The 25,308-nt window shown below is 74.0% G+C and carries 25 protein-coding genes; 15 read left to right on the forward strand and 10 right to left on the reverse strand.

The window, feature by feature from the left end; translation table 11 throughout:
• The first annotated feature begins 2 nt into the window (after nucleotides 1-2).
• Genes HOP40_RS14470 through HOP40_RS14485 form a run of 4 tightly spaced genes read left to right on the forward strand, consistent with a single transcriptional unit; the run spans nucleotide 3 to nucleotide 3,309 of the window.
• Entirely contained in the window at nucleotides 3-1,025 is a 1,023-nt protein-coding gene (locus HOP40_RS14470) for a F0F1 ATP synthase subunit gamma (RefSeq protein WP_172158763.1), read from the forward strand.
• On the forward strand, nucleotides 1,025-2,458 hold the full coding sequence (gene atpD / locus HOP40_RS14475) for a F0F1 ATP synthase subunit beta (RefSeq protein ID WP_172158765.1): 1,434 nt from the start codon (nucleotides 1,025-1,027) through the stop codon (nucleotides 2,456-2,458). Before HOP40_RS14470 ends, atpD begins: the two co-directional genes overlap by 1 nt.
• Nucleotides 2,459-2,463: 5 nt before the next feature.
• Nucleotides 2,464-2,841, forward strand: coding sequence for a F0F1 ATP synthase subunit epsilon (locus HOP40_RS14480; RefSeq protein ID WP_172158767.1), 378 nt, complete (start codon nucleotides 2,464-2,466; stop codon nucleotides 2,839-2,841).
• Between the two features lie 9 nt (nucleotides 2,842-2,850).
• The gene (locus HOP40_RS14485) at nucleotides 2,851-3,309 is read left to right on the forward strand and encodes a DUF2550 domain-containing protein (RefSeq protein WP_172158770.1); all 459 of its coding nucleotides are present in this window, start codon (nucleotides 2,851-2,853) and stop codon (nucleotides 3,307-3,309) included.
• Nucleotides 3,310-3,315: 6 nt separating this feature from the next.
• On the opposite strand, the gene HOP40_RS14490 is transcribed toward HOP40_RS14485, so the two are convergent.
• The gene (locus tag HOP40_RS14490; RefSeq protein ID WP_172158773.1) at nucleotides 3,316-3,897 is read right to left on the reverse strand and encodes a cob(I)yrinic acid a,c-diamide adenosyltransferase; all 582 of its coding nucleotides are present in this window, start codon (nucleotides 3,895-3,897) and stop codon (nucleotides 3,316-3,318) included.
• 45 nt (nucleotides 3,898-3,942) lie between these two features.
• On the opposite strand from HOP40_RS14490, the gene murA reads away from it, so the two are divergent.
• Together murA and HOP40_RS14500 are read left to right on the forward strand one after the other, a co-directional pair.
• Complete coding sequence (gene murA / locus HOP40_RS14495) at nucleotides 3,943-5,211, forward strand: UDP-N-acetylglucosamine 1-carboxyvinyltransferase (protein ID WP_172158776.1); 1,269 nt, start codon at nucleotides 3,943-3,945, stop codon at nucleotides 5,209-5,211.
• 39 nt (nucleotides 5,212-5,250) lie between these two features.
• Complete coding sequence (locus HOP40_RS14500) at nucleotides 5,251-6,069, forward strand: DUF1206 domain-containing protein (protein ID WP_172158778.1); 819 nt, start codon at nucleotides 5,251-5,253, stop codon at nucleotides 6,067-6,069.
• 1 nt (nucleotide 6,070) lies between these two features.
• Here the strand turns inward: HOP40_RS14500 and HOP40_RS14505 are convergent, their stop codons facing one another.
• Nucleotides 6,071-6,391 carry a hypothetical protein gene (locus HOP40_RS14505; protein WP_172158781.1) on the reverse strand — a complete coding sequence of 107 codons (321 nt, stop codon included), beginning with the start codon at nucleotides 6,389-6,391 and terminating at the stop codon, nucleotides 6,071-6,073.
• Between the two features lie 129 nt (nucleotides 6,392-6,520).
• Between HOP40_RS14505 and HOP40_RS14510 the strand changes: the two genes are divergently transcribed.
• On the forward strand, nucleotides 6,521-8,512 hold the full coding sequence (locus HOP40_RS14510) for a protein meaA (RefSeq protein ID WP_172158784.1): 1,992 nt from the start codon (nucleotides 6,521-6,523) through the stop codon (nucleotides 8,510-8,512).
• A gap of 12 nt (nucleotides 8,513-8,524) precedes the next feature.
• Here the strand turns inward: HOP40_RS14510 and HOP40_RS14515 are convergent, their stop codons facing one another.
• Entirely contained in the window at nucleotides 8,525-9,535 is a 1,011-nt protein-coding gene (locus tag HOP40_RS14515; protein WP_172158788.1) for a hypothetical protein, read from the reverse strand.
• 125 nt (nucleotides 9,536-9,660) lie between these two features.
• Between HOP40_RS14515 and ehuB the strand changes: the two genes are divergently transcribed.
• The 5 genes from ehuB (at nucleotide 9,661) to HOP40_RS14540 (ending at nucleotide 14,055) form a co-directional block, all read left to right on the forward strand.
• Nucleotides 9,661-10,572 carry an ectoine/hydroxyectoine ABC transporter substrate-binding protein EhuB gene (gene ehuB, locus HOP40_RS14520; RefSeq protein WP_172158791.1) on the forward strand — a complete coding sequence of 304 codons (912 nt, stop codon included), beginning with the start codon at nucleotides 9,661-9,663 and terminating at the stop codon, nucleotides 10,570-10,572.
• Entirely contained in the window at nucleotides 10,572-11,276 is a 705-nt protein-coding gene (gene ehuC, locus HOP40_RS14525; RefSeq protein ID WP_172158792.1) for an ectoine/hydroxyectoine ABC transporter permease subunit EhuC, read from the forward strand. Before ehuB ends, ehuC begins: the two co-directional genes overlap by 1 nt.
• Nucleotides 11,273-11,935, forward strand: coding sequence for an ectoine/hydroxyectoine ABC transporter permease subunit EhuD (gene ehuD, locus HOP40_RS14530; protein WP_172158793.1), 663 nt, complete (start codon nucleotides 11,273-11,275; stop codon nucleotides 11,933-11,935). The genes ehuC and ehuD overlap by 4 nt, the downstream gene beginning before the upstream one ends.
• A gap of 4 nt (nucleotides 11,936-11,939) precedes the next feature.
• Complete coding sequence (locus HOP40_RS14535; protein ID WP_172158794.1) at nucleotides 11,940-12,671, forward strand: amino acid ABC transporter ATP-binding protein; 732 nt, start codon at nucleotides 11,940-11,942, stop codon at nucleotides 12,669-12,671.
• A gap of 124 nt (nucleotides 12,672-12,795) precedes the next feature.
• Complete coding sequence (locus tag HOP40_RS14540) at nucleotides 12,796-14,055, forward strand: HNH endonuclease signature motif containing protein (protein ID WP_420821805.1); 1,260 nt, start codon at nucleotides 12,796-12,798, stop codon at nucleotides 14,053-14,055.
• Nucleotides 14,056-14,524: 469 nt separating this feature from the next.
• Here the strand turns inward: HOP40_RS14540 and HOP40_RS14545 are convergent, their stop codons facing one another.
• From HOP40_RS14545 to HOP40_RS14565, 5 genes are read right to left on the reverse strand one after another with little or no spacing between them, the layout of a single operon-like run.
• Nucleotides 14,525-15,376, reverse strand: a complete 852-nt coding sequence (locus HOP40_RS14545) for a transporter substrate-binding domain-containing protein (protein ID WP_172158797.1) — start codon at nucleotides 15,374-15,376, stop codon at nucleotides 14,525-14,527.
• Nucleotides 15,377-15,424: 48 nt separating this feature from the next.
• Nucleotides 15,425-16,198 carry an enoyl-CoA hydratase-related protein gene (locus HOP40_RS14550; protein WP_172158799.1) on the reverse strand — a complete coding sequence of 258 codons (774 nt, stop codon included), beginning with the start codon at nucleotides 16,196-16,198 and terminating at the stop codon, nucleotides 15,425-15,427.
• Between the two features lie 59 nt (nucleotides 16,199-16,257).
• The gene (locus tag HOP40_RS14555) at nucleotides 16,258-17,040 is read right to left on the reverse strand and encodes an FHA domain-containing protein (RefSeq protein ID WP_240157672.1); all 783 of its coding nucleotides are present in this window, start codon (nucleotides 17,038-17,040) and stop codon (nucleotides 16,258-16,260) included.
• Between the two features lie 13 nt (nucleotides 17,041-17,053).
• Nucleotides 17,054-18,214, reverse strand: coding sequence for an acyl-CoA dehydrogenase family protein (locus HOP40_RS14560; RefSeq protein ID WP_172158805.1), 1,161 nt, complete (start codon nucleotides 18,212-18,214; stop codon nucleotides 17,054-17,056).
• A gap of 55 nt (nucleotides 18,215-18,269) precedes the next feature.
• Nucleotides 18,270-18,749, reverse strand: coding sequence for an NUDIX domain-containing protein (locus HOP40_RS14565; RefSeq protein ID WP_172168350.1), 480 nt, complete (start codon nucleotides 18,747-18,749; stop codon nucleotides 18,270-18,272).
• A gap of 59 nt (nucleotides 18,750-18,808) precedes the next feature.
• Between HOP40_RS14565 and HOP40_RS14570 the strand changes: the two genes are divergently transcribed.
• Nucleotides 18,809-19,783, forward strand: coding sequence for a helix-turn-helix transcriptional regulator (locus tag HOP40_RS14570; RefSeq protein WP_172158807.1), 975 nt, complete (start codon nucleotides 18,809-18,811; stop codon nucleotides 19,781-19,783).
• A gap of 79 nt (nucleotides 19,784-19,862) precedes the next feature.
• On the opposite strand, the gene HOP40_RS14575 is transcribed toward HOP40_RS14570, so the two are convergent.
• Nucleotides 19,863-21,053 (reverse strand): amidohydrolase family protein, encoded by a 1,191-nt coding sequence (locus tag HOP40_RS14575; protein WP_172158809.1) that lies wholly within the window; start codon nucleotides 21,051-21,053, stop codon nucleotides 19,863-19,865.
• A 91-nt stretch (nucleotides 21,054-21,144) separates the two neighbouring features.
• On the opposite strand from HOP40_RS14575, the gene HOP40_RS14580 reads away from it, so the two are divergent.
• Together HOP40_RS14580 and nucS are read left to right on the forward strand one after the other, a co-directional pair.
• A complete protein-coding gene (locus HOP40_RS14580; RefSeq protein ID WP_172158811.1) occupies nucleotides 21,145-23,886 on the forward strand; it encodes a helix-turn-helix transcriptional regulator in 2,742 nt (913 codons plus the stop codon).
• 35 nt (nucleotides 23,887-23,921) lie between these two features.
• Nucleotides 23,922-24,581, forward strand: a complete 660-nt coding sequence (gene nucS / locus HOP40_RS14585; RefSeq protein ID WP_172158813.1) for an endonuclease NucS — start codon at nucleotides 23,922-23,924, stop codon at nucleotides 24,579-24,581.
• A 3-nt stretch (nucleotides 24,582-24,584) separates the two neighbouring features.
• On the opposite strand, the gene HOP40_RS14590 is transcribed toward nucS, so the two are convergent.
• Complete coding sequence (locus HOP40_RS14590) at nucleotides 24,585-25,247, reverse strand: 4a-hydroxytetrahydrobiopterin dehydratase (protein ID WP_172158815.1); 663 nt, start codon at nucleotides 25,245-25,247, stop codon at nucleotides 24,585-24,587.
• Nucleotides 25,248-25,308: the final 61 nt, after the last annotated feature.

A 25,308-nucleotide genomic window follows, 5' to 3' on the forward strand; every position in this document is an offset into this window, starting at 1 on the left:
ACATGGCAGCGCAGATCCGTGTGCTGCGGCGGCGGATCAAGTCGACGCAGTCCATCAAGAAGATCACCCGCGCGATGGAGCTGATCGCGACCTCCCGGATCGTCAAGGCCCGGGCCCGGGTCGAGGAGTCCAAGCCCTACGCCGAGCAGATGACGGCCGTGCTCTCCGAGCTGGCCAGCAACTCCGCGCTCGACCACCCGCTGCTCGTCGAGCGGGAGAACGCCTCCCGGGCCGCGGTGCTGGTCGTCACCAGCGACCGCGGCCAGGCCGGCGGCTACAACGCCGGCGTGCTCAAGGAGGCCGAGCAGCTCCAGTCGCTCCTGCGCGAGCAGGGCAAGGAGCCGGTGCTCTACGTGATCGGGCGCAAGGGCGTGAACTACTACCGGTTCCGCCGGCGCACGGTCGAGCAGTCGTGGACCGGGTTCTCCGAGCAGCCCGACTACGAGAACGCCGCCGAGGTGGCGCGCACCCTCGTGGCGGCCTTCATGGCCGGCAGCGACGACACCGTCGCCACCGACGGCGAGCGGGAGGCCGGCGACGACGGCGTGCGCGGCGTCGACGAGCTGCACCTCGTCTACACCCAGTTCGTCAACATGGTCACGCAGACGCCGCAGGCGCGGCGGATGGCGCCCATGGAGGTCGAGTACACCGGCAGCGAGACCGACCGCATCGCGGCGGACGAGCCCATCGGTGCGGCGGCGGGCGGCGGCACGCCGCAGGCCGCCGGCGGCGACGAGAAGAAGATGCAGCCCCTCTACGAGTTCGAGCCGAACGCGGAGGCGCTGTTCGACGCGCTGCTGCCGAAGTACATCGGCGCGCGGCTGTTCGCCGCGCTGCTGGAGTCGGCCGCGTCGGAGTCGGCGAACCGGCAGCGGGCCATGAAGGCCGCCACCGACAACGCCAACGAACTGATCCGTACCCTGACGCTGGAGTCGAACCAGGCCCGTCAGGCCCAGATCACCCAGGAGATCAGTGAGATCGTCGGTGGCGCCGACGCTCTCGTGAGCACAGGAAGTGAGAGCTGATGACCGCCACCGCTGACGCCCCCACCGGCACCAGGACCGGCCGGGTCGTCCGGGTCACCGGCCCGGTCGTCGACGTCGAGTTCCCCCGCAACGAGGTGCCCGAGCTCTACAGCGCCCTCACCGTCGAGGTCGCGTTCGGCGACCTCGCCAAGACGCTGACGCTGGAGATCGCCCAGCACCTCGGCGACAACCTCGTCCGCACGATCTCCATGCAGCCCACCGACGGCGTGGTCCGCGGCCAGACGGTCACCGACCTCGGCCGCCCGATCTCGGTGCCGGTCGGCGACCAGGTCAAGGGGCACGTGTTCAACGCGCTCGGCGAGTGCCTGGACAAGCCCGACCTCGAGATCACCGGCGACCTGTGGGGCATCCACCGCAAGGCGCCGAACTTCGACCAGCTCGAGGGCAAGACCGAGATGCTGGAGACCGGCATCAAGGTCCTCGACCTGATGACCCCGTACGTGGTCGGCGGCAAGATCGGCCTGTTCGGCGGGGCCGGCGTCGGCAAGACGGTGCTGATCCAGGAGATGATCCAGCGCGTCGCGCTGAACTTCGGTGGCACCTCGGTGTTCGCCGGTGTCGGCGAGCGCACCCGTGAGGGCAACGACCTCATCACGGAGATGACCGAGTCCGGCGTCATCCAGAACACCGCGCTGGTGTTCGGCCAGATGGACGAGCCGCCGGGCACGCGCATGCGCGTCGCCCTGTCCGCGCTGACGATGGCGGAGTACTTCCGCGACGAGCTCAGCCAGGACGTGCTGCTGTTCATCGACAACATCTTCCGGTTCACGCAGGCCGGGTCCGAGGTCTCCACGCTGCTCGGCCGGATGCCGTCCGCGGTGGGGTACCAGCCGACCCTGGCCGACGAGATGGGCGAGCTGCAGGAGCGCATCACCTCGACGCGCGGCCGCTCGATCACCTCGATGCAGGCGATCTACGTGCCCGCGGACGACTACACCGACCCCGCGCCGGCCACGACCTTCGCCCACCTGGACGCGACGACGGAGCTCTCCCGCCCCATCTCGCAGAAGGGCATCTACCCGGCGGTCGACCCGCTGACGTCCACCTCGCGGATCCTCGACCCGCAGTACGTCGGCAACGAGCACTTCCGGGTCGCCAACGAGGTCAAGCGGATCCTGCAGAAGTACCAGGACCTGCAGGACATCATCGCGATCCTCGGCATCGACGAGCTCTCCGAGGAGGACCGGCAGCTCGTGGGCCGGGCCCGCCGCATCGAGCGCTTCCTGTCGCAGAACCTGCTGGTCGCCGAGCAGTTCACCCAGCAGAAGGGCTCGACGGTCCCGCTCAAGGAGACCATCGAGGCCTTCGACAAGATCGCCAAGGGTGAGTTCGACGACTACCCCGAGCAGGCGTTCTTCCTCTGCGGTGGCATCGAGGACCTGGAGAAGAACAAGAAGAAGCTCGAGGGCTGACCCGGATGGCTGAGATGACGGTCGACCTGGTCGCGGTCGAGCGGAAGATCTGGTCCGGTCAGGCCACCTTCCTCAAGGCCCGCACCACGGTCGGCGAGATCGGTGTCCTGCCGGGCCACCAGGCCCTGCTGGCGCAGCTCGAGGACGCCGGTGTCGTGCGCGTCGACGGCACCGACGGCACGTCCACCACGCTGGCCGTGCGCGGCGGCTTCCTGCACATCACCGCCGAGAACGTGACGGTGCTGGCGGAGTTCGCGGAGCTGGCCGACGAGATCGACGTCGCGGGGGCGCGCGCCGCCCGCGACAAGGCCGACACCTCGGACCCACAGGGCGCGGCCGACGCCGCGTGGGCCGAGGCGCGCCTGCAGGCCGCGGGCGAGTAGCGGCCGACCATGGCGGCCACGGCGCTCGGCATCGTCCTGATCGCCGCGTGCCTGTGCCTCGGATACCTCGCCTTCCGGCGAGTGCGCCTCATGCGGGGCGGTGGTGTGGACCTCAATCTGCGCCGCCGCCCCGCAGGCGTCTCCCGGTTCGCCTCCCGCGACGCCTCGGCCGGATGGCACTCCGGGGTCGCCCGCTACCGCGGCGACGAGCTGGCCTGGTTCCGGCTCACCTCGTTCCGCCCCGGCGCGTCCCTGCAGCTCGACCGCAACCAGCTCGAGATCGTCGACCGGCGGCTGCCGGCCGACGCCGAGGCGTACGTCATGCCCACGACGTCGGCCGTGCTGCGCTGCCGCAGCCACGGCGTCGACGTGGAGCTGGCGATGACCCCCGGCGTCCTCATGGGCTTCCTGGCCTGGCTGGAGGCCGCTCCGCCCGGGCGGAGCACCGGGTACCGCCAGGCCTCCTGAGGCCCCTCAGCCGCCCGCCTGCGGGCCGCCCGGCTGCCACAGCACGTCGCCGTCGGGGTTGGCGGCGCGGCCCAGGATGAACAGCAGGTCCGACAGGCGGTTGAGGTACTGCGCGGTGAGCGGGTTCGTGCGCTCCGGGTCGTCGTCGAGCAGGGCCCACACGCTGCGCTCCGCCCGCCGGGTCACGGTGCGGGCCACGTGCAGGTACGCCGCCCCCGGGGTGCCGCCGGGCAGGATGAACGACGCCAGCTTGGGCAGGTCCTCGTTGAACTCGTCGCACCAGCCCTCCAGCCGCGTCACGTACTCCTCGGTGACGCGCAGCGGCGGGTACTCGGGGTCCAGGGCGATGGGGGAGCACAGGTCGGCCCCCACGTCGAACAGGTCGTTCTGCACCTGCGCCAGCGGCACCAGCAGCGCGTCCGACAGCCCCCCGACCGTGACGGCGACGCCGATGGCCGCGTTGGCCTCGTCGGTGTCGGCGTACGCGGCGAGGCGGACGTCGGTCTTGCGCACGCGGCTGAAGTCGCCGAGCGCGGTGGTCCCGTCGTCGCCGGTCTTGGTGTAGATCCTCGTCAGGTGCACGGCCATGGGTCGAATCTAGCCGGGATGGCGGGGCGGCTACCGTCGTCGCTCGTGGCTGAGCATTTCGCGGTGGACGGCGGCGCGCGCCTGCAGGGCACCGTCGACGTGGTGGGCGCCAAGAACAGCGTGTTGAAGCTCATGGCGGCGGCGCTGCTGGCCGAGGGCACCACGACGCTCACCAACTGTCCCGAGATCCTCGACGTGCCGCTGATGGCCGACGTGCTGCGCAGCCTGGGCTGCACGGTCACCGTCGACCACGGCACGGTGACGATCGACGTCCCCGCCCACCCGAGCGCGGAGGCCGACTACCGGTCGGTGTCGAAGCTGCGCGCGTCGGTGTGCGTGCTGGGCCCGCTGGTGGCCCGCTGCCGCCGCGCGGTCGTGCCGCTGCCCGGTGGCGACGCGATCGGCTCGCGGCCCCTGGACATGCACCAGGCCGGGCTGCGCAAGCTGGGCGCCACCACCGAGATCGCGCACGGGCGCGTCGTCGCCTCGGCGGAGACGCTGCGGGGCGCGCAGATCTGGCTCGACTTCCCCAGCGTCGGCGCCACGGAGAACATCCTCATGGCCGCGGTGCTGGCCGAGGGCACCACGGTGATCGACAACGCCGCGCGCGAGCCGGAGATGGTCGACCTCTGCCGGATGCTGCAGCAGATGGGCGCCAAGATCGACGGCGTCGGCAGCTCCACGCTCACCGTGCACGGCGTCACCGGGCTGGAGCCCACGCAGCACCGCGTGATCGGCGACCGGATCGTCGGGGCGACGTGGGCGTTCGCGGCGGTGATGACGCGCGGCGAGGTCACCGTGCGCGGCGTCGACCCGCACCACATCGACCTGGTCCTCGACAAGCTGCGCAGCGCCGGCGCCACCACCGACATCGGCCCCGAGGGGTTCACCGTCGCGATGGACGGGCGGCCGCGCGCCGTCGACTTCGTGACGCTGCCCTACCCGGGCTTCCCCACCGACCTGCAGCCCATGGCGATCGCGCTGTCCGCGGTGGCCGACGGCACGTCGATGATCACCGAGAACGTGTTCGAGGCGCGCTTCCGCTTCGTCGACGAGATGGTGCGCCTGGGCGCCGACGCCCGCACCGACGGCCACCACGCCGTCGTCCGCGGCGTGGAGCGGCTGTCCAGCGCGCCGGTGTGGGCCAGCGACATCCGCGCCGGCGCCGGGCTCGTGCTGGCCGGTCTGTGCGCCGAGGGCCGCACGGCCGTCTGGGACGTCGACCACATCGACCGCGGCTACCCGCGGTTCGTGGAGAACCTCGGCGGACTGGGCGCCGCCATCTCCCGCGTGGTGGGCGAACCGGCCGCGTGAGGCGCGTGTGAAGCGTCACCCGATCGGGTACACCCGCGGATGACCAGCGCAGCACGATCCGCGAACGACTCGGCCCGCCAGGCCGCGAACAGCAGGCCCCTCAAGATCGCCGCCCGCGGCGGCATCCTGGCCTACGGCATCACGCACCTCATCATCGGCGGCCTCGCTCTGCAGGTCGCGTTCGGCCAGGGCGGCCAGCAGGCCGACCAGACCGGGGCCTTCCAGGCGCTGGCCCAGCAGCCGTTCGGACAGGTCCTGCTCTGGCTGCTGGCGGTCGGCTTCGTCGCCGCCGCGCTGTGGCGCGCGGAGCAGGCCGTCTGGGGCTTCTCCTACGAGTCCGACCGCACGAAGATGATCCGCAAGAAGGTCACCAGCGCGGTCAAGGCCGTCATCTTCGTCGTGCTGGCCGTCCTGGCCGGGCGCACCGCGTCGGGCGGCGGGGGCGGTGGCGGGCAGCAGCAGGCCACCGCGGGCGTGTTCGGGCTCCCGGGCGGCCAGTGGCTCGTCGGGCTGGCCGGCCTCGTCGTGCTCGTCGTCGGCGTCGTGAAGGTCTACGAGGGCTACAAGAAGAAGTTCCTCGAGGACATGTCGGCGCCGTCGGACCACCGCGCGCGGATGGTGCTGGAGCGCGTCGGGCAGGTCGGCAACATCGCCAAGGGCGTCGCGATCGGCCTGATCGGCATCCTGCTGGCCGTCGCCGCGATCCAGCGGCGCCCGGACGAGGCGACCGGGCTGGACGCGGCGCTCAAGGGCCTCGCGGCCCAGCCCTACGGGCCCTACCTGCTGATCGCGGTGGCGGTCGGGCTCGTCGCGTACGGCGTCTTCTGCTTCTTCGACGCCCGCTACCACCGGGTCTGAGCTACCGCCCGGAGAGCACGAGCTTCGCGTCGACCAGGTCCTGCGGGAACACGAGCAGCCGGTAGCCGTCGGGCGTGCGACCGACCGTCGCACGGATCCCGGCGGCCACCAGCCGCCCCCGCAGGACCTGCGCGGCGGCCTCGGTGGGCACCCGGGAGACCTCCTCGAGCAGCCCGTCGCCGGTGGGGTCGTCGGGGTCGGGGATGCGCGGCCCGGGCTGGTCCTTCCCGGTGCCGAACGTCCACCGCAGGGCCAGCGCCATGACCCCCATCATGATCAACCCGCCGAAGAGGGCGAAGAAGCGCGTCGCCTGGTCGGCCATGGCCCCATCTTCACCCGCTGGATCGATCCGCGCATGTGACGACCGTCGTGCGGACCGGGTGTGAGCGCTACGCGACAGTAGGCTGCGCTGAACTTCGATCGGCCGCAACCAACGTGGCGGAGGTGTCCGGTGCCGTACCCGACCGACCGTGAGCGTGACCGACCCTGGGTGATCCGCACCTACGCCGGTCACTCCTCGGCGCGCAAGTCCAACGAGCTCTACCGGCGCAACCTCGCCAAGGGCCAGACCGGGCTGTCGGTGGCCTTCGACCTGCCGACGCAGACCGGCTACGACCCCGACGACGAGCTCGCCAAGGGCGAGGTGGGCAAGGTCGGCGTGCCGGTCAGCCACATCGGCGACATGCGCGCGCTGTTCGACGGGATCCCGATGGCCGAGGCCAACACCTCGATGACCATCAACGCCCCCGCGATGTACCTGCTCGCGCTCTACGTCGCCGTGGCCGACGAGCACGAGGCGCCGCGCGCCACGCTCGCCGGGACCACGCAGAACGACATCGTCAAGGAGTACCTCTCGCGCGGGACCTACGTGTTCCCGCCCGCGCCGAGCATGCGCCTGATCACCGACATGGTGGCCTGGTCGGTGGCCGAGATCCCGAAGTGGAACCCGATCAACATCTGCAGCTACCACCTGCAGGAGGCCGGGGCCACGCCCGCGCAGGAGCTCGCCTACGCGCTGTCGACCGCGATCGCGGTGCTCGACTCCGTCCGCGACTCGGGCCAGGTGCCCGCAGAGAAGTTCCCGGACGTCGTCGCGCGCATCTCCTTCTTCGTCAACGCCGGGCTCCGGTTCGTCGAGGAGATGTGCAAGATGCGCGCCCTCGGGCAGCTCTGGGACGAGATCACCGAGCAGCGCTACGGCGTCGAGGACCCGAAGAAGCGCCGCCTGCGCTACGGCGTGCAGGTCAACTCGCTGGGCCTGACCGAGGCGCAGCCGGAGAACAACGTCCAGCGGATCGTGCTGGAGATGCTCGCCGTCACGCTGTCGAAGGACGCGCGGGCGCGCGCCATCCAGCTGCCGGCGTGGAACGAGGCGCTCGGCCTGCCGCGGCCGTGGGACCAGCAGTGGGCGCTGCGCATGCAGCAGGTGCTGGCCTACGAGACCGACCTGCTCGAGTACGAGGACCTGTTCACCGGCTCCGTCGTCGTCGAGGCGAAGGTCGCGGAGCTCGTCGAGGGGGCGCGCGCCGAGATCGACCGCGTCCAGGAGATGGGCGGGGCCGTGGCCGCCGTCGAGTCCGGGTACATGAAGGGCCAGCTCGTGTCGTCGCTGTCGGAGCGGCGGCGCCTGATGGAGTCCGGCGAGCACGTCGTCGTCGGGGTGAACAAGTTCGACACCACCGAACCGTCGCCGCTGCAGGCCGAGGGCGCGGCCGCGATCGAGACGGTCGACCCGGCCACCGAGGCCGCCGCCGTCGAGGCCATCCGGGCCTGGCGCGCCGACCGGGACGCCGCCGTCGTCGAGTCGGCGCTGAACGCGCTGCGCGACGCCGCCAAGACCGACACCAACCTGATGGACGCCTCGATCGCCTGCGCGAAGGCCGGCGTCACCACCGGGGAGTGGGCGGGGGTGCTGCGCGAGGTGTTCGGCGAGTTCCGGGCCCCCACCGGGGTGTCGGCCGCCGTCTCCGGCGGCGAGGCGGCCGTCGAGATCGCCGAGGTGCGCGAGCGCGTCAAGCAGGCCGGGCAGGACATCGGCTCGCGGCTGCGGATGCTCGTCGGCAAGCCCGGGCTCGACGGGCACTCCAACGGCGCCGAGCAGGTGGCCGTGCGCGCCCGCGACGTCGGCTTCGAGGTGATCTACCAGGGCATCCGGCTCACGCCCGCCCAGATCGTGTCGGCGGCGGTGCAGGAGGGCGTGCACGTCGTCGGGCTGTCGATCCTGTCGGGCTCGCACCTGGAGGTCGTGCCCGCCGTCGTCGAGGGGCTGCGGGCGGCCGGGGCCGACGACGTCCCGGTGATCGTCGGCGGGATCATCCCGCCCGAGGACGCCGCCGTGCTCAAGGAGCGGGGCGTGGCCGCGGTCTTCACGCCCAAGGACTACAAGCTCACCGAGATGATGGACGAGATCGTCACCCTGGTGCGGGGCGCCCACGGGGTCTGACCGGTGCGCTGACTACCGCGTCCCGGCCTCGTCGCGCTCGATCTCCTCGCGCTCCCGCTCCTCGCCGCGCCGGCGGAACATCCGGAAGCCGGGGACGCCCTGGATCGCGTGGCGGACGTCCTGGAGCACGTCGAGCAGCTCGTGGACGTCGGGACCGACGCGGTCGAGCGTGACGAGGATCGGCATGATGTCGTTCTCGAGGTGCAGCGTGAGCTGCGGGAGCTGGTCGATGAGCCGGATCGCGGCCTGCAGCTCGACCTCGGTGAAGTCCGCGACGAAGCGCTGCGCGAGGGGTGCGGCCTTCGTGGCCACGGGCCGGTAGAGCTCGAGGATGTGCATCGCCCCGTCGCTGAGGCCGTCGGCCTTCGTGATCAGGTCGCCGGCGTCGTCGGCGACGCCACCGGCGCGCCCGACCAGGCCGGACGCGTCCTGCGCCACGACGTCGGCCCGGCCGACGAGCTCGGCGGCCTTGCCCGCGACGTCGTCGGCCCGGCCCACCAGCTCGGCCGCCTTGCCCGCGACGCCGTCGGCGCGGCCCACGAGACCGGAGGCGTCGTCGGCCACGCTGCCCGCGCGCGCGACGAGCTGCGCGGCGTCGCCGGCGACCCCGTCGGCGCGGGAGACCAGGTGCGCGGCGCCGGCGGCGACGTCGCCCGCGTCGGCGACCAGGCCGGCCGCCTTCCCGGCCACCTCGCGGACCTCGCCGAGCAGCGGGTCGACCTTCTGCACCATGCCGTCGGCGTCGCGCACGACGGCGTCGATGTCGGTGACGGCGCGGCGCGCCGAGACCAGCACGCCCTCGATCTCGCCGACGATCCCGTCGGCCCGGCCGAGGATCTGCTCGACCGAGCCCGCGATCGTCGAGATGCGCCCGACCAGCGACTCCACCTCGCCGAGCAGGTCGTCGACGCGGCCGGGGAGGGCGGCGACGACCCCCACCGCCTCGTCGGTCCACCCGAGGACGGCACGAGTGGCCGAGATCATGTCGGAGGGACCCCACACGGGTAGCCCGGCGATGCGCATGGAGCCGATAGTGCCCTGCGCGGCCGCCGGGCGCCGCGTTGCAGTCCCGTAACGCGCCCAGCGGGGTCGCCGCAGGTCGCCTACCTTCGCTGCCGTCGTCATCGTCGTCCGGAGGGGGTCCGGGTATGACCGACCGAACGTGGAGCCGTCGTGACTTCCTGCGGCGCGGCGCCGTGGCGGGGGCGGTGGCCCTCGGCGGGCCGGCGCTGCTGTCGGCCTGCACCGCCGCCACACCACCGCCGGGCGCGCCCGGCAGCAACGCGCTCGAGGCCGCGCGCAGCGCCGGCAGCATCCGCATCGGCATCGCGGGGGAGCAGCCCTACGGCTTCACCACGCCGGAGGGCGAGACCACCGGCGAGGCGCCCGAGGTGGCCCGCGCGGTGCTGTCGGCACTGGGCATCGGCGAGGTGGTCGCCACGCAGGTGCCGGAGTTCAGCGCCCTCATCCCGTCGCTCAACGCCGGCAACTACGACATGGTCTGCGCGGGCATGAACATCACGCCCGAGCGCTGCGGCCAGGCGGCGTTCTCGGTGCCGGACTACTCGGCGAAGACGGCGTTCCTGGTCCCGACGGGCAACCCGCAGGGCATCGCGACGTTCGAGGACGTCGCCGCGCAGGGCCTGGGCATCGCGGTGCTGAGCGCGGCGGTCGAGCAGGGCTACGCCGAGACCGCGGGCGTCACCGACATCCAGGCCTTCGACTCGCAGAACGCGCTGCTGCAGGCCGTCACCGACGGGCGCGTCGCCTGCGCCGCGCTCACCGACATCTCGCTGCGCTGGCTCACCGGCACGCTGAACCCGGGCGCGCCCGTGGAGGTCACCGAGAGCTTCGACCCGCTGGTCGACGGCCAGCCGGTGGTGTCGGCGGGCGGCTTCGTGTTCCGCACCGCCGACACCCCGCTGCGCGAGGCGTTCGACGCGGAGCTGCTGGCGCTGCAGCAGAGCGGGCGCTGGGTGGAGATCGCGTCGCCGTTCGGGTTCTCCGAGGCCAACCTGCCCGCGGAGGGGCTCACCACCGAGCAGCTCTGCTCCGCCTGATGTCCGGTGACCTCGGGCTGTTCCTGCGGGTGATCCTGCAGGGACTGCCCGTCACGGTCGGCGCGACGGTCGGCGGCATCGCGCTGACCATCGTGCTGTCGTTCGTGGCGGGGCTGGCCCTGCTGTCGGCCTCGCGGGCGGTGCGGGTGGTCGCGCGGATCTACGTCGAGGGGCTGCGCGGCACGTCGGAGGTCGTGCAGCTGTTCTGGGTGTTCTTCGCGCTGCCGCTGCTCGTCGGCTTCCAGATCGTGCCGATCTGGGCCGGCATCCTCGTGCTGGGGCTCAACCACGGCGCGTACGGGGCGGAGATCGTGCGCGGCGCGGTGCAGTCGGTGCCGCGCGCGCAGATCGAGGGGGCGATGGCGCTCTCGCTGACGCCCGCGCAGCGGATGCGGCGGGTCGTGCTGCCGCAGGCGGTGGTGGAGATGCTGCCGCCGTTCAACACCCTGTTCATCCAGCTGCTCAAGAGCACCGCGCTGCTGTCGTTCGTGTCGGTCCTCGACATCACCGGCATCACCCAGCAGCGGCTCATCCCCAACTTCGGCTCGCAGGACCTCGTCATCTGGCTCGTCGTGCTGGTGATCTACCTGCTGCTCTCGCTGGTGATCACCGGCGTGATGCGGGCGCTGGAGCGCGTGGGCGCGCGGCGCCTCGGCAGGCGTCCGCCGAAGCGCACCCGGCTGAGCACGGCGGGTGTCGCGTGAACCCCGTCTGGGACTGGGGGTTCGCGTTCTCGATCCTGCCCGAGCTGCTGTCCGGGCTCGTCCTGACGCTGCAGATCACGGTGCTCGGCTCGCTCGTCGCGTTCAGCCTCGGGCTGGTGCTCGCGCTCGCGCTGCGCGGGCCGCGGGTGCTCGCGGTCGTCGTGCGCGGGTTCGTCGAGTTCGTCCGGAGCACGCCGCTGCTCGTGCAGATCTTCTTCCTGTACTTCGTGCTGCCCGACTTCGGGATCCTGCTGTCGACGCTCGCGGTCGGCGTCATCGCGCTGGGGGTGCACTACGCCACCTACACCGCCGACATCTACCGCGCCGGCATCGACGCCGTCCCGGTCGGGCAGTGGGAGGCGGCGGCCGCGCTGAGCCTGCCGCGCTCGCGGGTGTGGACCGGCGTGATCCTGCCCCAGGCGGTCCCGCGGGTGCTGCCGGCGCTGGGCAACTACGTGATCTCGATGTTCAAGGAGACCCCGCTGCTGATCGGGATCAGCGTGCTGGAGATCGTCGGGCAGGCGCGGGAGGTCGGCGGTGTGTCGTTCCGCTACGTCGAGGCCTACACGCTGGCCGGCCTGCTGTTCCTGCTGCTGAGCTACCCGGCCGCGCTCGCGGTGCGGAGATTGGAGCGCCGTGCCGGTGTCGGGACCCTCTGAGCCCATGATCGTGTTCGACGGCGTGGAGAAGCGCTACGGCGACGCCGTCGTGCTGTCGGACCTGCACTTCACCGTCGCGCCGGGGGAGCACGTCACGCTGATCGGGCCGTCGGGGTCGGGGAAGACCACGATCCTGCGGCTGCTCATGTGCCTGGAGACGGTCACGTCCGGGACCATCCGCGTCGCGGGGCAGGAGCTCACCGGCGACGAGCGGCGCTCGCGCGAGGTGCGCCGGCGCATCGGGATGGTGTTCCAGCAGTTCAACCTGTTCCCGAACATGACGGTGCGCGGGAACCTCGTCGAGGCGCCGACGCGGGTGCTGGGGCTGTCGAAGGACGAGGCGAACGCGCGGGCCGTCGAGCTGCTGGACCTCGTCGGGCTCGGGGAGAAGATCGACGAGCACCCCTCGCGGTTGTCCGGTGGGCAGCAGCAGCGGGTGGCGATCGCGCGGGCCCTGGCGATGCGGCCCGACGTCCTGCTGCTGGACGAGGTGACGTCGGCGCTGGATCCGGAGCTCGTGGCCGGGGTTCTCGCCCTCCTGCAGGACATCGGGTCGTCGACCGACATCACGATCTTGTGCGTCACGCACGAGATGGGGTTCGCCCGCGACTTCTCGGACCGGGTGATGATGTTCGACAAGGGGCGGATCGTGGAGGACGGGCCTCCTTCCTCCTTGTTCACGGCCCCTGTTCAGCCTCGGACTCAGGAGTTCCTCAAGGCGGTGCTGGGGCGCTGATCGCCTGCTGTGAAGAACGTGTACCGGGTCGATGGCCGTCGTGGTCCCGATGCCTCCGGACCCGGGTACAGAACGGTCCCCGTTCTGAGTGCTGCGACTAGCTTGTGGTGCTGTTTGCCCTGGCATGGCTCCGGGTCCACTTCTCGCTGATGCACTCGACGAGCTCGCGTCGGTCGCGGCCACCGGATCCGAGACCGAGCTCCTCGCGTTGTTGAGCCTGTGCGAGGGCGCTGTCCGTCGCGTGGATGCGATCTCCACCTCTGCCATCGCCACGCTCGACGACCAAGGCGCTTTCCTCACCCGCGGCTACCGGTCCGCCGCCCGTGCCCTCTCCGATCTGCTGTCGTGGGACTACGTCGAGGCCCGGCGTCGTGCAGCCGTGGCTGCCGATGTCCACGCCCGGACCACGCTCGACGGGACCCCTCTGCCCGCTCGCCTGCCGTCCGCTGCGGCCGCGTTTTCTGCGGGTGACATGGCGCTGCGGCACGTCGAGGTGATCGGGCGGATCCTGTCCACCGACGCCGCCTTCCGGCTCTCGCCCGAGCAGTGGGCCGGAGTCGAGACCCAGCTCGCCGCCGACGCCGCCCGCCTCAACCCCTCCGAGCTCCAGACCCTCGGTGCCGCCCTGGTCGCGCTGCTCGACCAGGACGGCGCCGAACCCGACGACCACACCCCGGCACCGGTGAACGAACTGCGCCTCACCCGCCACGCGTCCGGTGGGTCGATCAAGGGCCGGTTCGAGGACCCCGCCCTCTACGACGCCATCGCCGCGGTCATCGACGCCAAAGCCGCACCACTGACCGCCGACGACGACCGCCTTGCGCCGCAACGCCACGCCGAAGCCCTCGCCGACATCTGCGGGTACGTCCTCGACCACGGCGACCTCCCCGACACCGGCGGCCGCCGACCCCTGCTCACCGTCACCGTCCGACTCGAAGACCTCGAGCACCGGGCCCGCTCCGCCATGCTGGAGTTCGGCGGCACGCTGACGCCCGCCGCGCTGCGGACGCTGGCCTGCGACGCCGGCGTCATCCCGGTGGTCATGAACGGCGCCGGACAACCCCTCGACATCGGACGCGCCACCCGCACCATCCCCGACGGCCTCCGGCGCGCGGTCACCGCCCGCGACCGCGGCTGCGCCCACCCCGGCTGCGACCGACCCCCCTCCTGGTCCGAGATCCACCACATCCACCACTGGGAACACGGCGGACCCACCAGGCTCGACAACCTGGTGATGCTCTGCAAGGCCCACCACCGCCAGATCCACCACACCGACTGGCAGGTTCGGATCCGGGACGGCCTCCCCGAGTTCCTGCCCCCGAAGTGGATCGACCCGCACCAGACCCCCCGCCGCAAACCCCACGCCCACCTCGTAGCGGCCTGAACCGGCCCAAGATCACCAAGAATGGTGCGAGGCGGTCACCGATGACCGCCTGGCGCCACTCCTGACGATCATGGAGCGCTGCGTGTCCGAGGGCGGTTGCGTTCGGCCCCGCGCCCGCCCCCAGCCCGCCGTCACCCCGCACCGCCTCCCCGCCCGCGTCGCCCCCCCCGGCTCGCATCACCCCGCCCCGCCTCCCGACTCGCTGATCAAGGGCAAGAGGTCGCTAGTGGATCACCGAGCACGACCATCTGCCCTTGATCACCGCGGGGGCGCGCGCTGGGGCTCGCGCCGGGGAGGGCGCCGGGAAGGGCGCCGCGCCGGCCCGCTCGCCCGCGCCGGCCCGCTCGCCCGCGCGGGCCCGCTCGCCCGCGCCGGCCCGCTCGCCCGCGCGGGCCCGCTCGCCCGCCCGGCCCGCTCGCCACCACCGGCCGGCACCGCGAGGGTCCCCGTCGCCCGGCCCCACAGGCCGTCAGGGCTGGGCGCAGAGGCGGGCGGTGGTGAGGTCGGGGTCGGGGAGGTTGCGGGCGTCGAGGCCGAAGGGCTCCGTCAGCTCCAGCCACTCGCCGGACGCCTGCAGGTCGGCGAGGGCGGCATCGAACGCGGCCAGCAGGTCGTCCTCGCCCAGGCGGACGGCGAACGCGGCGGCCGGGACGACCGTGCGGCCGTCGACGGTGGGCTCGACCGGCTGGGTGATCTCCACGCCCGAGCCGGGGTTGCGGCGCAGCTCGTCGGCCAGCGAGACGGCGGTGAGCGCACCGGCCTGCGCCCGGCCGCCGACGACGTCGCGGAACAGCGAGCCCTGGGAGTCGCTCCGCAGCAGGCGGTCGTCCGGGATGCCCGCGGCGCGCGCGTAGGTCAGCTCCGACGATCCCTCCAGCACCGCCAGCCGGACGCCCGAGCGGCGGACGCCCTGGAACGTCCCGATCCCGCGCGGGTTGCCGTCGGGCACCAGGAACGCGGGCGGGGCCACGAAGTCGGGACGGGAGAACGCGATCTCCGTGCAGCGCTGCGGCGTGACCGTCAGGCCGGCCGCGACCATGTCGAACCGGCCCTCGCGCAGGCCGGGGATCAGGTCGGCGAACCGCACCTGCACGGCCTCCAGCCCGCCGACGCCGATCCGGGAGAGCACGGCGCGCGCCACGACCGGCTGCGCGCCGGTGACCTCGCCGGCTCCGCCGACGTAGCCGTAGGGCCGCTCGCCGGAGATCCCGATGCGCAGCACGCCGGACTGCCGCGCCCGCTCCAGCGTGGTGCCCGTCGGCTGCGCGCACGCGGCCAGCGCGAGCGGCGCGAGCAGGAGCAGGTCACGGCGGGAGAGCATCGCCGAGCAGGCTAGGCGGGCCAGGCGGGGCCCGCCGGACCGGGCGGGTCAGTCCGTCCAGACCGGCTTGCGCTTCTCCAGGAACGACGCCATGCCCTCGCGGGCGCCCGGGCTCTGCGACATCGCCGTCATCACCTCGACGGCGATCGCGTACGCGTCGGCCTCGGGGCGGTCGAGGTGCGCGTAGAGGGTCTGCTTGCCGACGCCCTTGCCGTAGCGGGAGCCGCGGGTGGCGCGGGCGAGCAGCTCGTCGGTGCGGGCGTCGAGCTCGTCGTCGGGGACGGCGTAGTTGACGAGCCCCCACTCGACGGCGGTGCGGGCGTCGATCGCGTCGCCCGTCAGCGTCATCTCCATCAGGCGCTTGCGGCCGATGTTCCGGGCGACGGGCACGGCGGGGGTGTGGCAGAACCAGCCGCCCTTGCCGCCGGGCAGCGAGAACGACGCCGACTCCGCGGCGACGGCGAGGTCGCAGGTGGCCACGAGCTGGCAGCCGGCCGCGGTGGCGATCGACGCGACCTTGGCGACGACGACCTGCGGCACCTGCTGCACCGTGGTCATGACGCGCGTGCACAGCCGGAGCAGGTCGCGGACGCCCCCCACGTCGCGCGCGGCGACGTCGGCGAAGTCGTGGCCCGCGGAGAACGCCCTGCCCTCGCCGGAGAGCACGATGCCGGTGGCGTCGGAGTCGCCCGCCTCGGTGAACGCGCGCAGCAGCTCCCGCATGTGCGGCTCGGAGAGCGCGTTGCGGCGCTCGGGACGGTTCATCGTGATCCGCACGGTGTCACCGTCGTGCTTGACCAGGAGGTACTCGTAGTCGCCCATGGTCTGACGGTAACCGCCGCGCGGCCCGACCGGCAGCCCCGGCGGGCCCGTGGGTTCGCTCACGTGTCGCCGAGCATCTCCAGGTCCGGCGGGACGAGGGTCGTGGAGAGCACGAGCTCGCGGATGAGGTTGTCGTTGAGCGCGTTGCCGACCGGCTCGCCGACCTCCTCGCGCGTCAGCCCCGGCACCCCGCCGCGCGACATGCGGGTGCGGATCGCGGTGACGGCGTGCTCGACGCGCTTGGGCGTCCAGCCGGCGTCGGGCTGCAGCTCGGCGAGCTGGTCGGCGGCCTGGCGCCAGGACAGCGGCTGCGGGCGGTGCTCGTGGAGCAGGTAGCGCTGGCCCAGGACGACGAGGACGAGGCGCTCGTCGTCGTCGAGGCGCCAGAGGACGGGCTGCTGGGTGGCGTCGCGGTGCCGGGCCGCGGGGCGCCCGCCGTCGGCGCCGGTGACGAACAGCTCCAGCAGGTGCTCGCGCCCGCTCGACCCCCGCACGAACACCGGCGTGTAGCCCTCCGCGAGCGGCACCGGCTCCTCCTCGGCGAACAGCAGCCGCCCGCCGGGCAGCCGCACCGGCAGCCGGCCGGTGTTGCGGATCCACCAGCGCTCGCCGGTGTGGGTCAGCACGCCGTGCTGACGGCTCACCCGCGGGTCGTCCTCGCCGACGCACACGTGCACCTCGGGCCGGTTGCGCCCGAACACGAGCGTGCGCCCCTCCTTGGGGCCGACCGAGATGCCGCCGGCCACCGACAGCGCGAAGATCGTCGCGCGCGCCGCGGGCGGCACGCCGTGCGCGAGGCTCGCGTGGGTGGTCGGCAGGTGCCGGTCCTGGTCGGGGGCCACGTCCCGCATCCTGTCAGTAGCTGCGCGGCAGGCCCAACGTGTGCTGGGCGACGAAGTTGAGGATCATCTCCCGGCTGACGGGCGCGATCCGGGCGGTGCGGACCGCGCCGACGAGCGTGCCGACGCCGTACTCCACCGACATCCCGTTGCCGCCGTGCGCCTGCACCGCCGCGTCGACGGCGCCGATCGCGGCCTCGGCCGCCGCGTACTTGGCGATGTTCGCGGCCTCGGCGGCCGCCGTCATGTCGCCCGCGTCGTAGAACCAGGCTGCCCGCGTCGTCGCCATCCGGGCGAGCTCGACCTCGATGTGCGCCTTGGCCAGCGGGTGCGCGATCGCCTGGTGCGCGCCGATCGGGGTCTTCCAGACGGTGCGGTCGCGCGCGTAGTCGGTGCCCTTGCGCAGGGCGTAGCGGGCGAGGCCGTTGGAGTACGCGGCCACCGTGATGCGCTCGGGGTTGAGCCCGGCGAACAGCGCGGCGAGCCCGGCCTCCTCGCCGCCGACCAGGGCGTCGTCGGGGAGCAGCGCGTCGTCGAAGAAGACGGTGAACTGCTTCTCCGGCGAGTGGATCGCCATCTCGATGGGCTGGTAGGTCATCCCCGGCGTGTCGGTGGGGACGATGAACATGGCCGGGCGCAGCGTCCCGCCCGCGCCCTCCAGCCGCGCGACGACGAGCGTCGCCTCGGTCTCGTCGACGCCGGAGATGTAGTACTTGGTGCCCGAGAGCCGCCAGCCCTTCCCGTCCGGGTCGCGCCGCGCCGTCGTGGTGATGTTGTGGGAGTTCGAGCCCGCGTCCGGCTCGGTGATCGCGAACGACACCTTCGCGCTGCCGTCGGCGAAGCGGGGGAGCCAGCGCTCCTTCTGGTCGACGGTGCCGCTGGTGGCGATCACCGTCGCCGCGATGGCCGGGGAGACGACGATGAGCAGCAGCGGGCAGCCCGCGGCCGCGATCTCCTCGGCGACGATCGCCAGCTCCACCATCCCCGCGCCGCCGCCGCCGTACTCGGCGGGGACGGCCACGCCGAGGTAGCCGTTGTCGCCGGCCTCCTTCCACAGCTCGGTGGTCTTGCCGCCGGTGCGGGCCTTCTCCACGAGGTAGTCGTGGCCGTACTTCGACGCCATCGAGGCGACGGACCTCCGCAGCAGCTGCTGCTCGTCGGTCTCGCGCAGGTCCATCTCGTGCCTCCAGGCGTCGGTCGGTGCCGTACGCGCGTTTCTACCGCAGACGCAGCTACCTCAGGCGCAGCAGCAGGTAGGCCGCGAGCGTCTGGGCGTCGACGATCTCCCCGTCGCGCACCCGCCGCTCGAACTCCGCCGTCGTGCACCACTCCGCCCGCATGTCCTGCTCCTGGTGCTCCCGGCTCGGCGGGCCCTCGGTCAGCTCGGTCGCCAGGAACACGTGCTCGCGCTGGCTCGACATGCCCGGCGCGATGTCCAGGCGCCCCAGGAGCTCCATCCGCCCGGCGACGAGCCCGGTCTCCTCGGCCAGCTCGCGCGCGGCCAGCTCGGCGGGGTCGATCTCGGCGCGCTCGGGCGCGGTGCCCATCGGGAACTCCCAGCGCCGCTCGCCGACCGGGTAGCGGAACTGCTCGACGAGGTGCAGGCGGTCGCCGTCGAGCGGGATCACGACGGCCGCCGTGGGCTTGTCGACGACGCCGAAGATGCCGTCGGAGCCGTCGGGGCGGCGGATCGCGTCCTCGCGGACGGTCATCCAGCTGTTCGCGTAGACCTGGCGGGTGCTGATCGTCTCCACCGGGGCAGTATCGCGGGGTGCGCGCGTCCCGCCTCGTGACCCTGCTCTTCACGCTGCAGCGCCGCCGCGGGGCGACGGCGGCCGAGCTCGCGCGCGAGCTGGAGGTCTCCGAGCGCACGATCTACCGCGACGTCGCCGCGCTCGCCGACGCGGGCGTGCCGCTGTTCACCGAGACCGGGCCCGGCGGCGGCATCCGGCTCGTCGACGGCTGGCGCACCCGCCTCGACGGCCTCACCGCGCAGGAGGCCGCCGCGCTGTTCGCCGTCGGCGCGCCGCAGGTGCTGGCCGAGCTGGGGATGAGCGCGGCGCTGGCCGGGGCGCAGGCGAAGCTGCTGGCGACCCTGCCCGACGGGCTGCGCGAGCACGCCCGCACCGTCGCCGAGCGCTTCCACCTCGACGCGCCCGGCTGGTTCCACACGACCCAGGAGGTCACGCAGCTCGCCGCGGTGTCTGACGCCGTCTGGGCCGACCGGCGGCTGCGGATCACCTACCGCCGCCGCGACGGGGAGGTCGAGCGGACCGTCGACCCGCTGGGGCTCGTGGTCAAGGGCGGCACCTGGTACCTGGCCGCGCGCGGCGGCGAGCGGATCCTCACCTACCGCGTCGACCGGATCACCGGCGCCGAGCCCACCGGCGAGGTGTTCGTGCGGCCCGAGGGGTTCGACCTGGTCAAGTGGTGGGCGGAGTCCTCGGCGGGCTTCGAGGCCACGATGCTGCGCACCACGGTCCGGCTGCGGCTGGGCCCGCACGGGCGGCGGTGGCTGGCTCACGTCACCGACACCGAGGCCGCGCTGCGGGCCCTGGACGGGGCCGGCCCGCCCGACGCCGACGGCTGGTGCGTCGTCGAGCTGGCCGTCGAGGACGTCCGGGTGGCCGCGGGTCAGCTCGTCGGGCTGGCCGGGGAGGTCGAGGCGCTCGACCCGCCCGAGCTGCGGGCGGCGCTGTACGAGGCCGGGTCCGCGCTGGCCGCCCACAACCAGGGCGACGGGTAGCCGTACCAGAGCCCCAGCCGGCCGTCGGCCTCACCGAGGTGCCGCACGAACGCGGAGCCCCACCGGAGCAGCACGGCCATCACGCCGCCACCGCCCCGGACACGACGACCGTCCCGGCCACCAGCACGGCGACCGGCGAGGTCAGCGCGGTGATGTCGGTCGTCGGGTCGCCGGCGACGGCGAGCAGGTCGGCGTCCATCCCCGGGGCGACGCGGCCCTTGCGGTCGGCCACCCCGCAGACCTGCGCCGCCGTCGCCGTGCCCGCGACCAGCGCCTGCAGCGGGGTCATCCCCAGCGAGACCAGCTCGGCAAGCCCGTGCGGCAGGACGCCGTGCGGCTTGGGCGGGGCGATGCCGGCGTCCGTGCCCGCGACGACCAGCGCACCGGCGCGGACCAGCTCGGCGAGGGTGAGGCGCAGGCCGGGCAGCAGGCGGGCGAGCTCCGGGGGCGGTGCGAGGCCGGCGAAGGCCGGCGACAGCCCGACGGTCGCGCCGACCGCGATCCGGCGGGTCACCAGCGCGTCGGCGACGTCCGGGGGCAGCACGACCTTCCCGCCCTCGACGCAGGTGCAGTGCTCGATCCCGTCGACCCGCGCGGCGATCGCGTCGCGCACGGCGGCCAGCGCGTGCGCGTGGGCCGTGACCGGCAGCCCGTGCCGGTGCGCCTCCTCGACGACGATCCGCAGCTCCGCCGGGCCGAACTGCGTCCCCTCGACGTCGGTGCCGGGCGTCAGGATGCCGCCGCTGGCCATCACCTTGATGACGTCGGCCCCGCGCTCGGCGTGCTCGCGCACGGCGGCGCGCACCCCCGCCGTTCCCGTCGCGGCGCCACCCAGGAAGTGGCAGTGCCCGCCGGCGGACGTGATCGGGGGACCGGCCGCGACGATCGTGGGCAGCGGCCCGCGGCCCGAGGCGCGCAGGGTGAGCGCGGAGTAGTCGCGGTCGCCGAGGTCGCGCACCGTCGTCACGCCCGCGGCCAGCTGCGCCGCCGCGGCCTGCTCCATCGCGTCCAGCAGCGCGTCGTCGTCGCGCTCCGCGAGCGCGGCCACCGGGTCCCAGCCGCCGTCGAAGGACAGGTGGACGTGGGTGTCGACGAGCCCGGGCAGCAGCGTGGCGCCGGGCAGGTCGACCAGTTCGGCGTCGTCGGGCACGGCGGCGCCCCGGCCGTGGCGGACCTCGGTGATCCGGCCGTCCTCGACCAGGACGACCGGGTCGTCGGTGCAGGTGGTGCCGTCGAAGAGGCGGGCGGCGCGCAGTGCGGTTCGGCTCATGGCGGGATGTCTACGATCATCCGGAGCTCGGGCCATCGTGGGAACCACGTATCCGTGGTACGGGTACGCACTCCGTCGTGCGGGAGGTGCCGTGGAACCGAGGTTCGCCGGACGCGCGGCCGAGCTGGAGGAGCTCGTCGCGCGGCTGGACGACGCCCTCGACGGCCGCGCCGGCGTCGTCTGCCTGGCCGGCGAGCCGGGCATCGGGAAATCGCGCCTCGCGGCGGAGTTCGCGCGGCTGGCGAGCGCCCGTGCGGTGCCGGTGCTGGCGGGCGGCTGCAGCGACGCCCCCGGGGTGCCGGTGTACTGGCCGTGGCGGCGCGCCCTGCGGAGCTGGCCGGGGGAGCTGCCCGCCGAGCTCGCGGCGCTCGCGTCCGGCACCGGCCCGGTCGCCCGGCCCGAGGGGCGGTTCGCCCTCGCCGACGCCGTGACGCGCTTCCTGGCGGCCGCGGCGGCGGGCACCGGCCTCGTGGTCGTGCTCGACGACCTCCAGTGGGCGGACGCGCCGTCGCTGGAGCTGCTCGGCCACCTCGCCCGGGACGCCGCCGACGCGCGCCTGCTCGTCGTCGGGGCGTACCGGCCCGCGGAGCTGACCTCGCGGCTGCCCGGCACGCGGCTGGAGCTGCGCGGGCTGACCCCGGACGAGGTGGGCACCGCGCTGCCCGGTGTGCCGCCCGAACGGGCCGCCGCCGTCGTCGCGCGGGCCGAGGGCAACCCGTTCCTGGTCGGGGAGCTGGTGCGGGCGTGGCGGGCGGGGATGCCCGACGACGCCGTGCCCTCGGCCGTCCGCGACGTCGTGCGCGCCCGCCTGGACCACCTCCCGTCCGGCTGCCGGGCGCGGCTGTCCGAGGCCGCGGTGCTCGGCCGCGAGATCGACGCCGACCTCCTCGGGGCCGTCGCGGGGGTACCGGCGGGCCGCGCGCTCGACGACCTGGCCCCGGCCGTCGCCGACGGCCTGCTGGAGCGTCCCGTGGGCCGCACCGGGCTGCGCTTCGCCCACGACCTGGTCCGCGAGGCCGTGCTCGTCGACGTCGACGCCGGACGGGTGCACGCGCGGGCCGCCGCCGCGCTCGCCGACCGGGCCGGCGACCCCGACGTCCTGCCCGTCCTCGCCGCCCACGCGCTCGCCGCGGGGCCGCACGGCGACCGGGCCGACGCGGTGGGCTGGGCGGTGCGGGCGGCCGAGCTCGCGACGGACCGGCGCGCCCACGAGGACGCCGCCCGGCTCTACGACGGCGCGGTCGAGGCGGCGCGGGGCGTGCTCGGGCCGGACGAGCGGCGGACGCTGCTGCTCGCCGCGGCGCGCGCCCGGGCCGGCGGGCACGACGTCCCGGGCGCGATGGCGCTCTGCCGCGCCGCGGCCGACCTGGCCCGCCACGCCGGCGACGCCGCGGCGCTGGGCGAGGTCGCGCTCGTGCTGCCCGGGGTGACCGAGATCGACTGGCTCGACCTCACCCGCGGCTGGTGCACCGAGGCGCTCGCCGCGCTGGACCCCGCCGACTCCGTGCTGCGCAGCCGGCTGCTCGCCCAGCTCGCGCACACCGCGGTGCTGGCCGTCGACACCGAGGTGCTGACGCGCGCCAGCGCGGAGTCCCTCACCATGGCCGAGCGGCTCGACGACCCCGCGGCGCTCCGCGAGGCGCTGCGGGCCCGCCAGCTCGCGCGGTCGGGTGCCGGGGGAGCGGCGGAGCGGCTCGTGCTGGGCGGGCGGCTGCTCGCCGTGGCGCAGCGGTCCGCCGACCCCGTGGACGTGCTCTGGGGCCACCTCTGGCGCTTCGACGCCCTGATGCAGCTCGGCCGCGTCACCGAGGCGGAGGCCGAGCTCGACCGCGTCGACCCGGTGGTCGCGCGCCTGCGCAGCCCGCTGCCCCGGCTGCACCTGCTGCGCGGGCGGTTCGCGCTGCTGTTCGGCCGCGGCCGGTTCGCCGAGGCGGAGCGGCTCAACGAGGAGGCCGTCGAGCTGGCCGGGCGGGCCGGCGACATCGGCGCGTTCGCGACGGCCAAGTCCATCCGGATCATCGTCGCCCGCTGCACGGGCGGCTCGGCGGGCGACCTCACCTGGTTCCGGCAGGACCCGCAGACGGCGTCGCCGTTCACGGCGCTGGCCCGGGCCGCGTACGCGCGGCTGGCGCTCGACCGGGGAGACGCCGACGACGCCCGCGCCTGGTACGCCGGGCTGCCGGAGGCGGGCTCGCCGCGGATCCCGCCGTTCGTCGCACTGCCGCTGGAGGCGTGGCGCACGGAGCTGGCCGTCGACCTGGGCGACACCGCGACCGCCGCCACCTGCTACCGCCTGCTGCTCCCGCACGCCGAGCTGCACGTCACGGGCGGGGCGGGCGCGATCACGACCCACGGGTCGGTGCACGGCCCGCTCGGTGTCGCCGCGCTGGCCACCGGGCGTCCGGACCTGGCGGTGCGCCACCAGGAGGCCGCCGTCGCCGAGAACGACGCCACGGGGCTGGCGCCGTGGGCGGCGCAGGCGCGGTTCCGGCTGGCGGGGGCGCTGCGGGCGCGCGGGCGGCGCGGCGACACCGACACCGCGCTCGCCGCCGCGCGCGAGGCCCGGACGGGCGCGGAGCGGCTCGGGATGGTCCCGCTCGCGCAGGCGGCCGCGGACCTGGCCACCGGGCTGTGCGACGGCGGGGTGCTCAGCCCGCGCGAGACCGAGATCGCCCGGCTGGTGGGCGCCGGGCTCACCAACCGGCAGATCGCGGCGCAGGCCCACATCTCCGAGCGCACGGTGGAGACGCACGTGCAGCACGTGCTGGCCAAGCTCGGTTTCACCGGCCGGAGCCAGATCGCCGCGTGGGTCGCCCGGCAGGGGCTCGGCTGACCCGCTCCTCCCGCCCCCGGCTAGGGTCGCTCGCCGTGCGTCTCGTCATCGCCCGTTGCCAGGTCGACTACGTCGGCCGACTCACCGCCCACCTGCCGATGGCGCCCCGGCTGCTGCTGGTCAAGGCCGACGGGTCGGTGTCGGTGCACGCCGACGACCGCGCCTACAAGCCGTTGAACTGGATGAGCCCGCCGTGCTGGCTGGAGGAGCAGCCCGGCGTCTGGACCGTCCGCAACAAGGCCGACGAGTCGCTCGTCATCACCATCGAGGAGGTGCTGCACGACTCGCGCCACGAGCTCGGCGTCGACCCCGGCCTGGTCAAGGACGGCGTCGAGGCGCACCTGCAGGAGCTGCTCGCCGCGCACCCCACGGTGCTGGGTGACGACTTCACGCTGGTCCGCCGCGAGTACATGACGGCGATCGGCCCCGTCGACCTGCTCTGCCGCGACCCCGCCGGTCGCCACGTCGCCATCGAGGTCAAGCGCCGCGGTGAGATCGACGGCGTCGAGCAGCTCACCCGCTACCTCGAGCTCATGAACCGCGACCCGCTGCTCGCCCCCGTCACCGGCGTCTACGCGGCGCAGCAGATCAAGCCGCAGGCCCGGACGCTGGCCGAGGACCGCGGCATCCGCTGCGTCGTCGTCGACTACGACGCGCTGCGCGGCACGGAGTCGAAGGACCTGCGGCTGTTCTGAGCGTCAGTCGCGCCCCTGCCAGGTCGTGACGCAGGCCTTGTTGCCCTGGGGGTCGGCCAGCACGACGAAGGCGGGGGCGGCGGAGTCGTCGACCAGGACTCCGCCCGCGGCCAGCGCCGCCCCGATGCGCCCGGCCGCGACCTCCGGCGGCACGCGGACGTCGAGGTGCCAGCGCTGCGGAGCCTCCCCGCCGTCGGCGGACCGCTGGAACCAGATCGTCGGACGCGTCCCGGTCGGGTCGCTGATCTCGTCGTCGCCCGGGCCCGGTTCGTAGCCCAGCACCGCGGCCCAGAACGGGCGGACGGCCGCGACGTCGGGGGTGTCGAGCGCGAGCTCCAGCGCGGTGAGGCCGTCGGTCGAGGCCGTGGCGCCCAGGTCGGCGGCGATGCCGGAGATCGTGCGGGCGAGGCGGACGTCGCGCCGGGTCAGCCCGCCGACGTCGTGCGAGGACAGCCGGACGTCGACCCGGCCCCAGGTCAGGCCCAGGTCCGGGTGGTGGTCCGCCTCCTCCGCCGCGGCCCCGATCCGGTCGACCAGCTCCAGTGCGGAGGCGAAGTCGGCCGTCCGGAACCGGGCGTGCAGCTCGTCGAACACCGGCCGCCAGTCGGCGAGTCCCTCGCCGTCGACGTCCCGGCCGGTCAGCAGCTCCCTGTCCGCACCCGTCATGGCGGCGACCGTACCGGCCCCCGTGGGCCGCGCACGGCCTGTGCGGGCCGGGGCCCACGGC

Origin of the sequence: Pseudonocardia broussonetiae (assembly GCF_013155125.1) — a bacterium.
Classification (GTDB): domain Bacteria; phylum Actinomycetota; class Actinomycetes; order Mycobacteriales; family Pseudonocardiaceae; genus Pseudonocardia; species Pseudonocardia broussonetiae.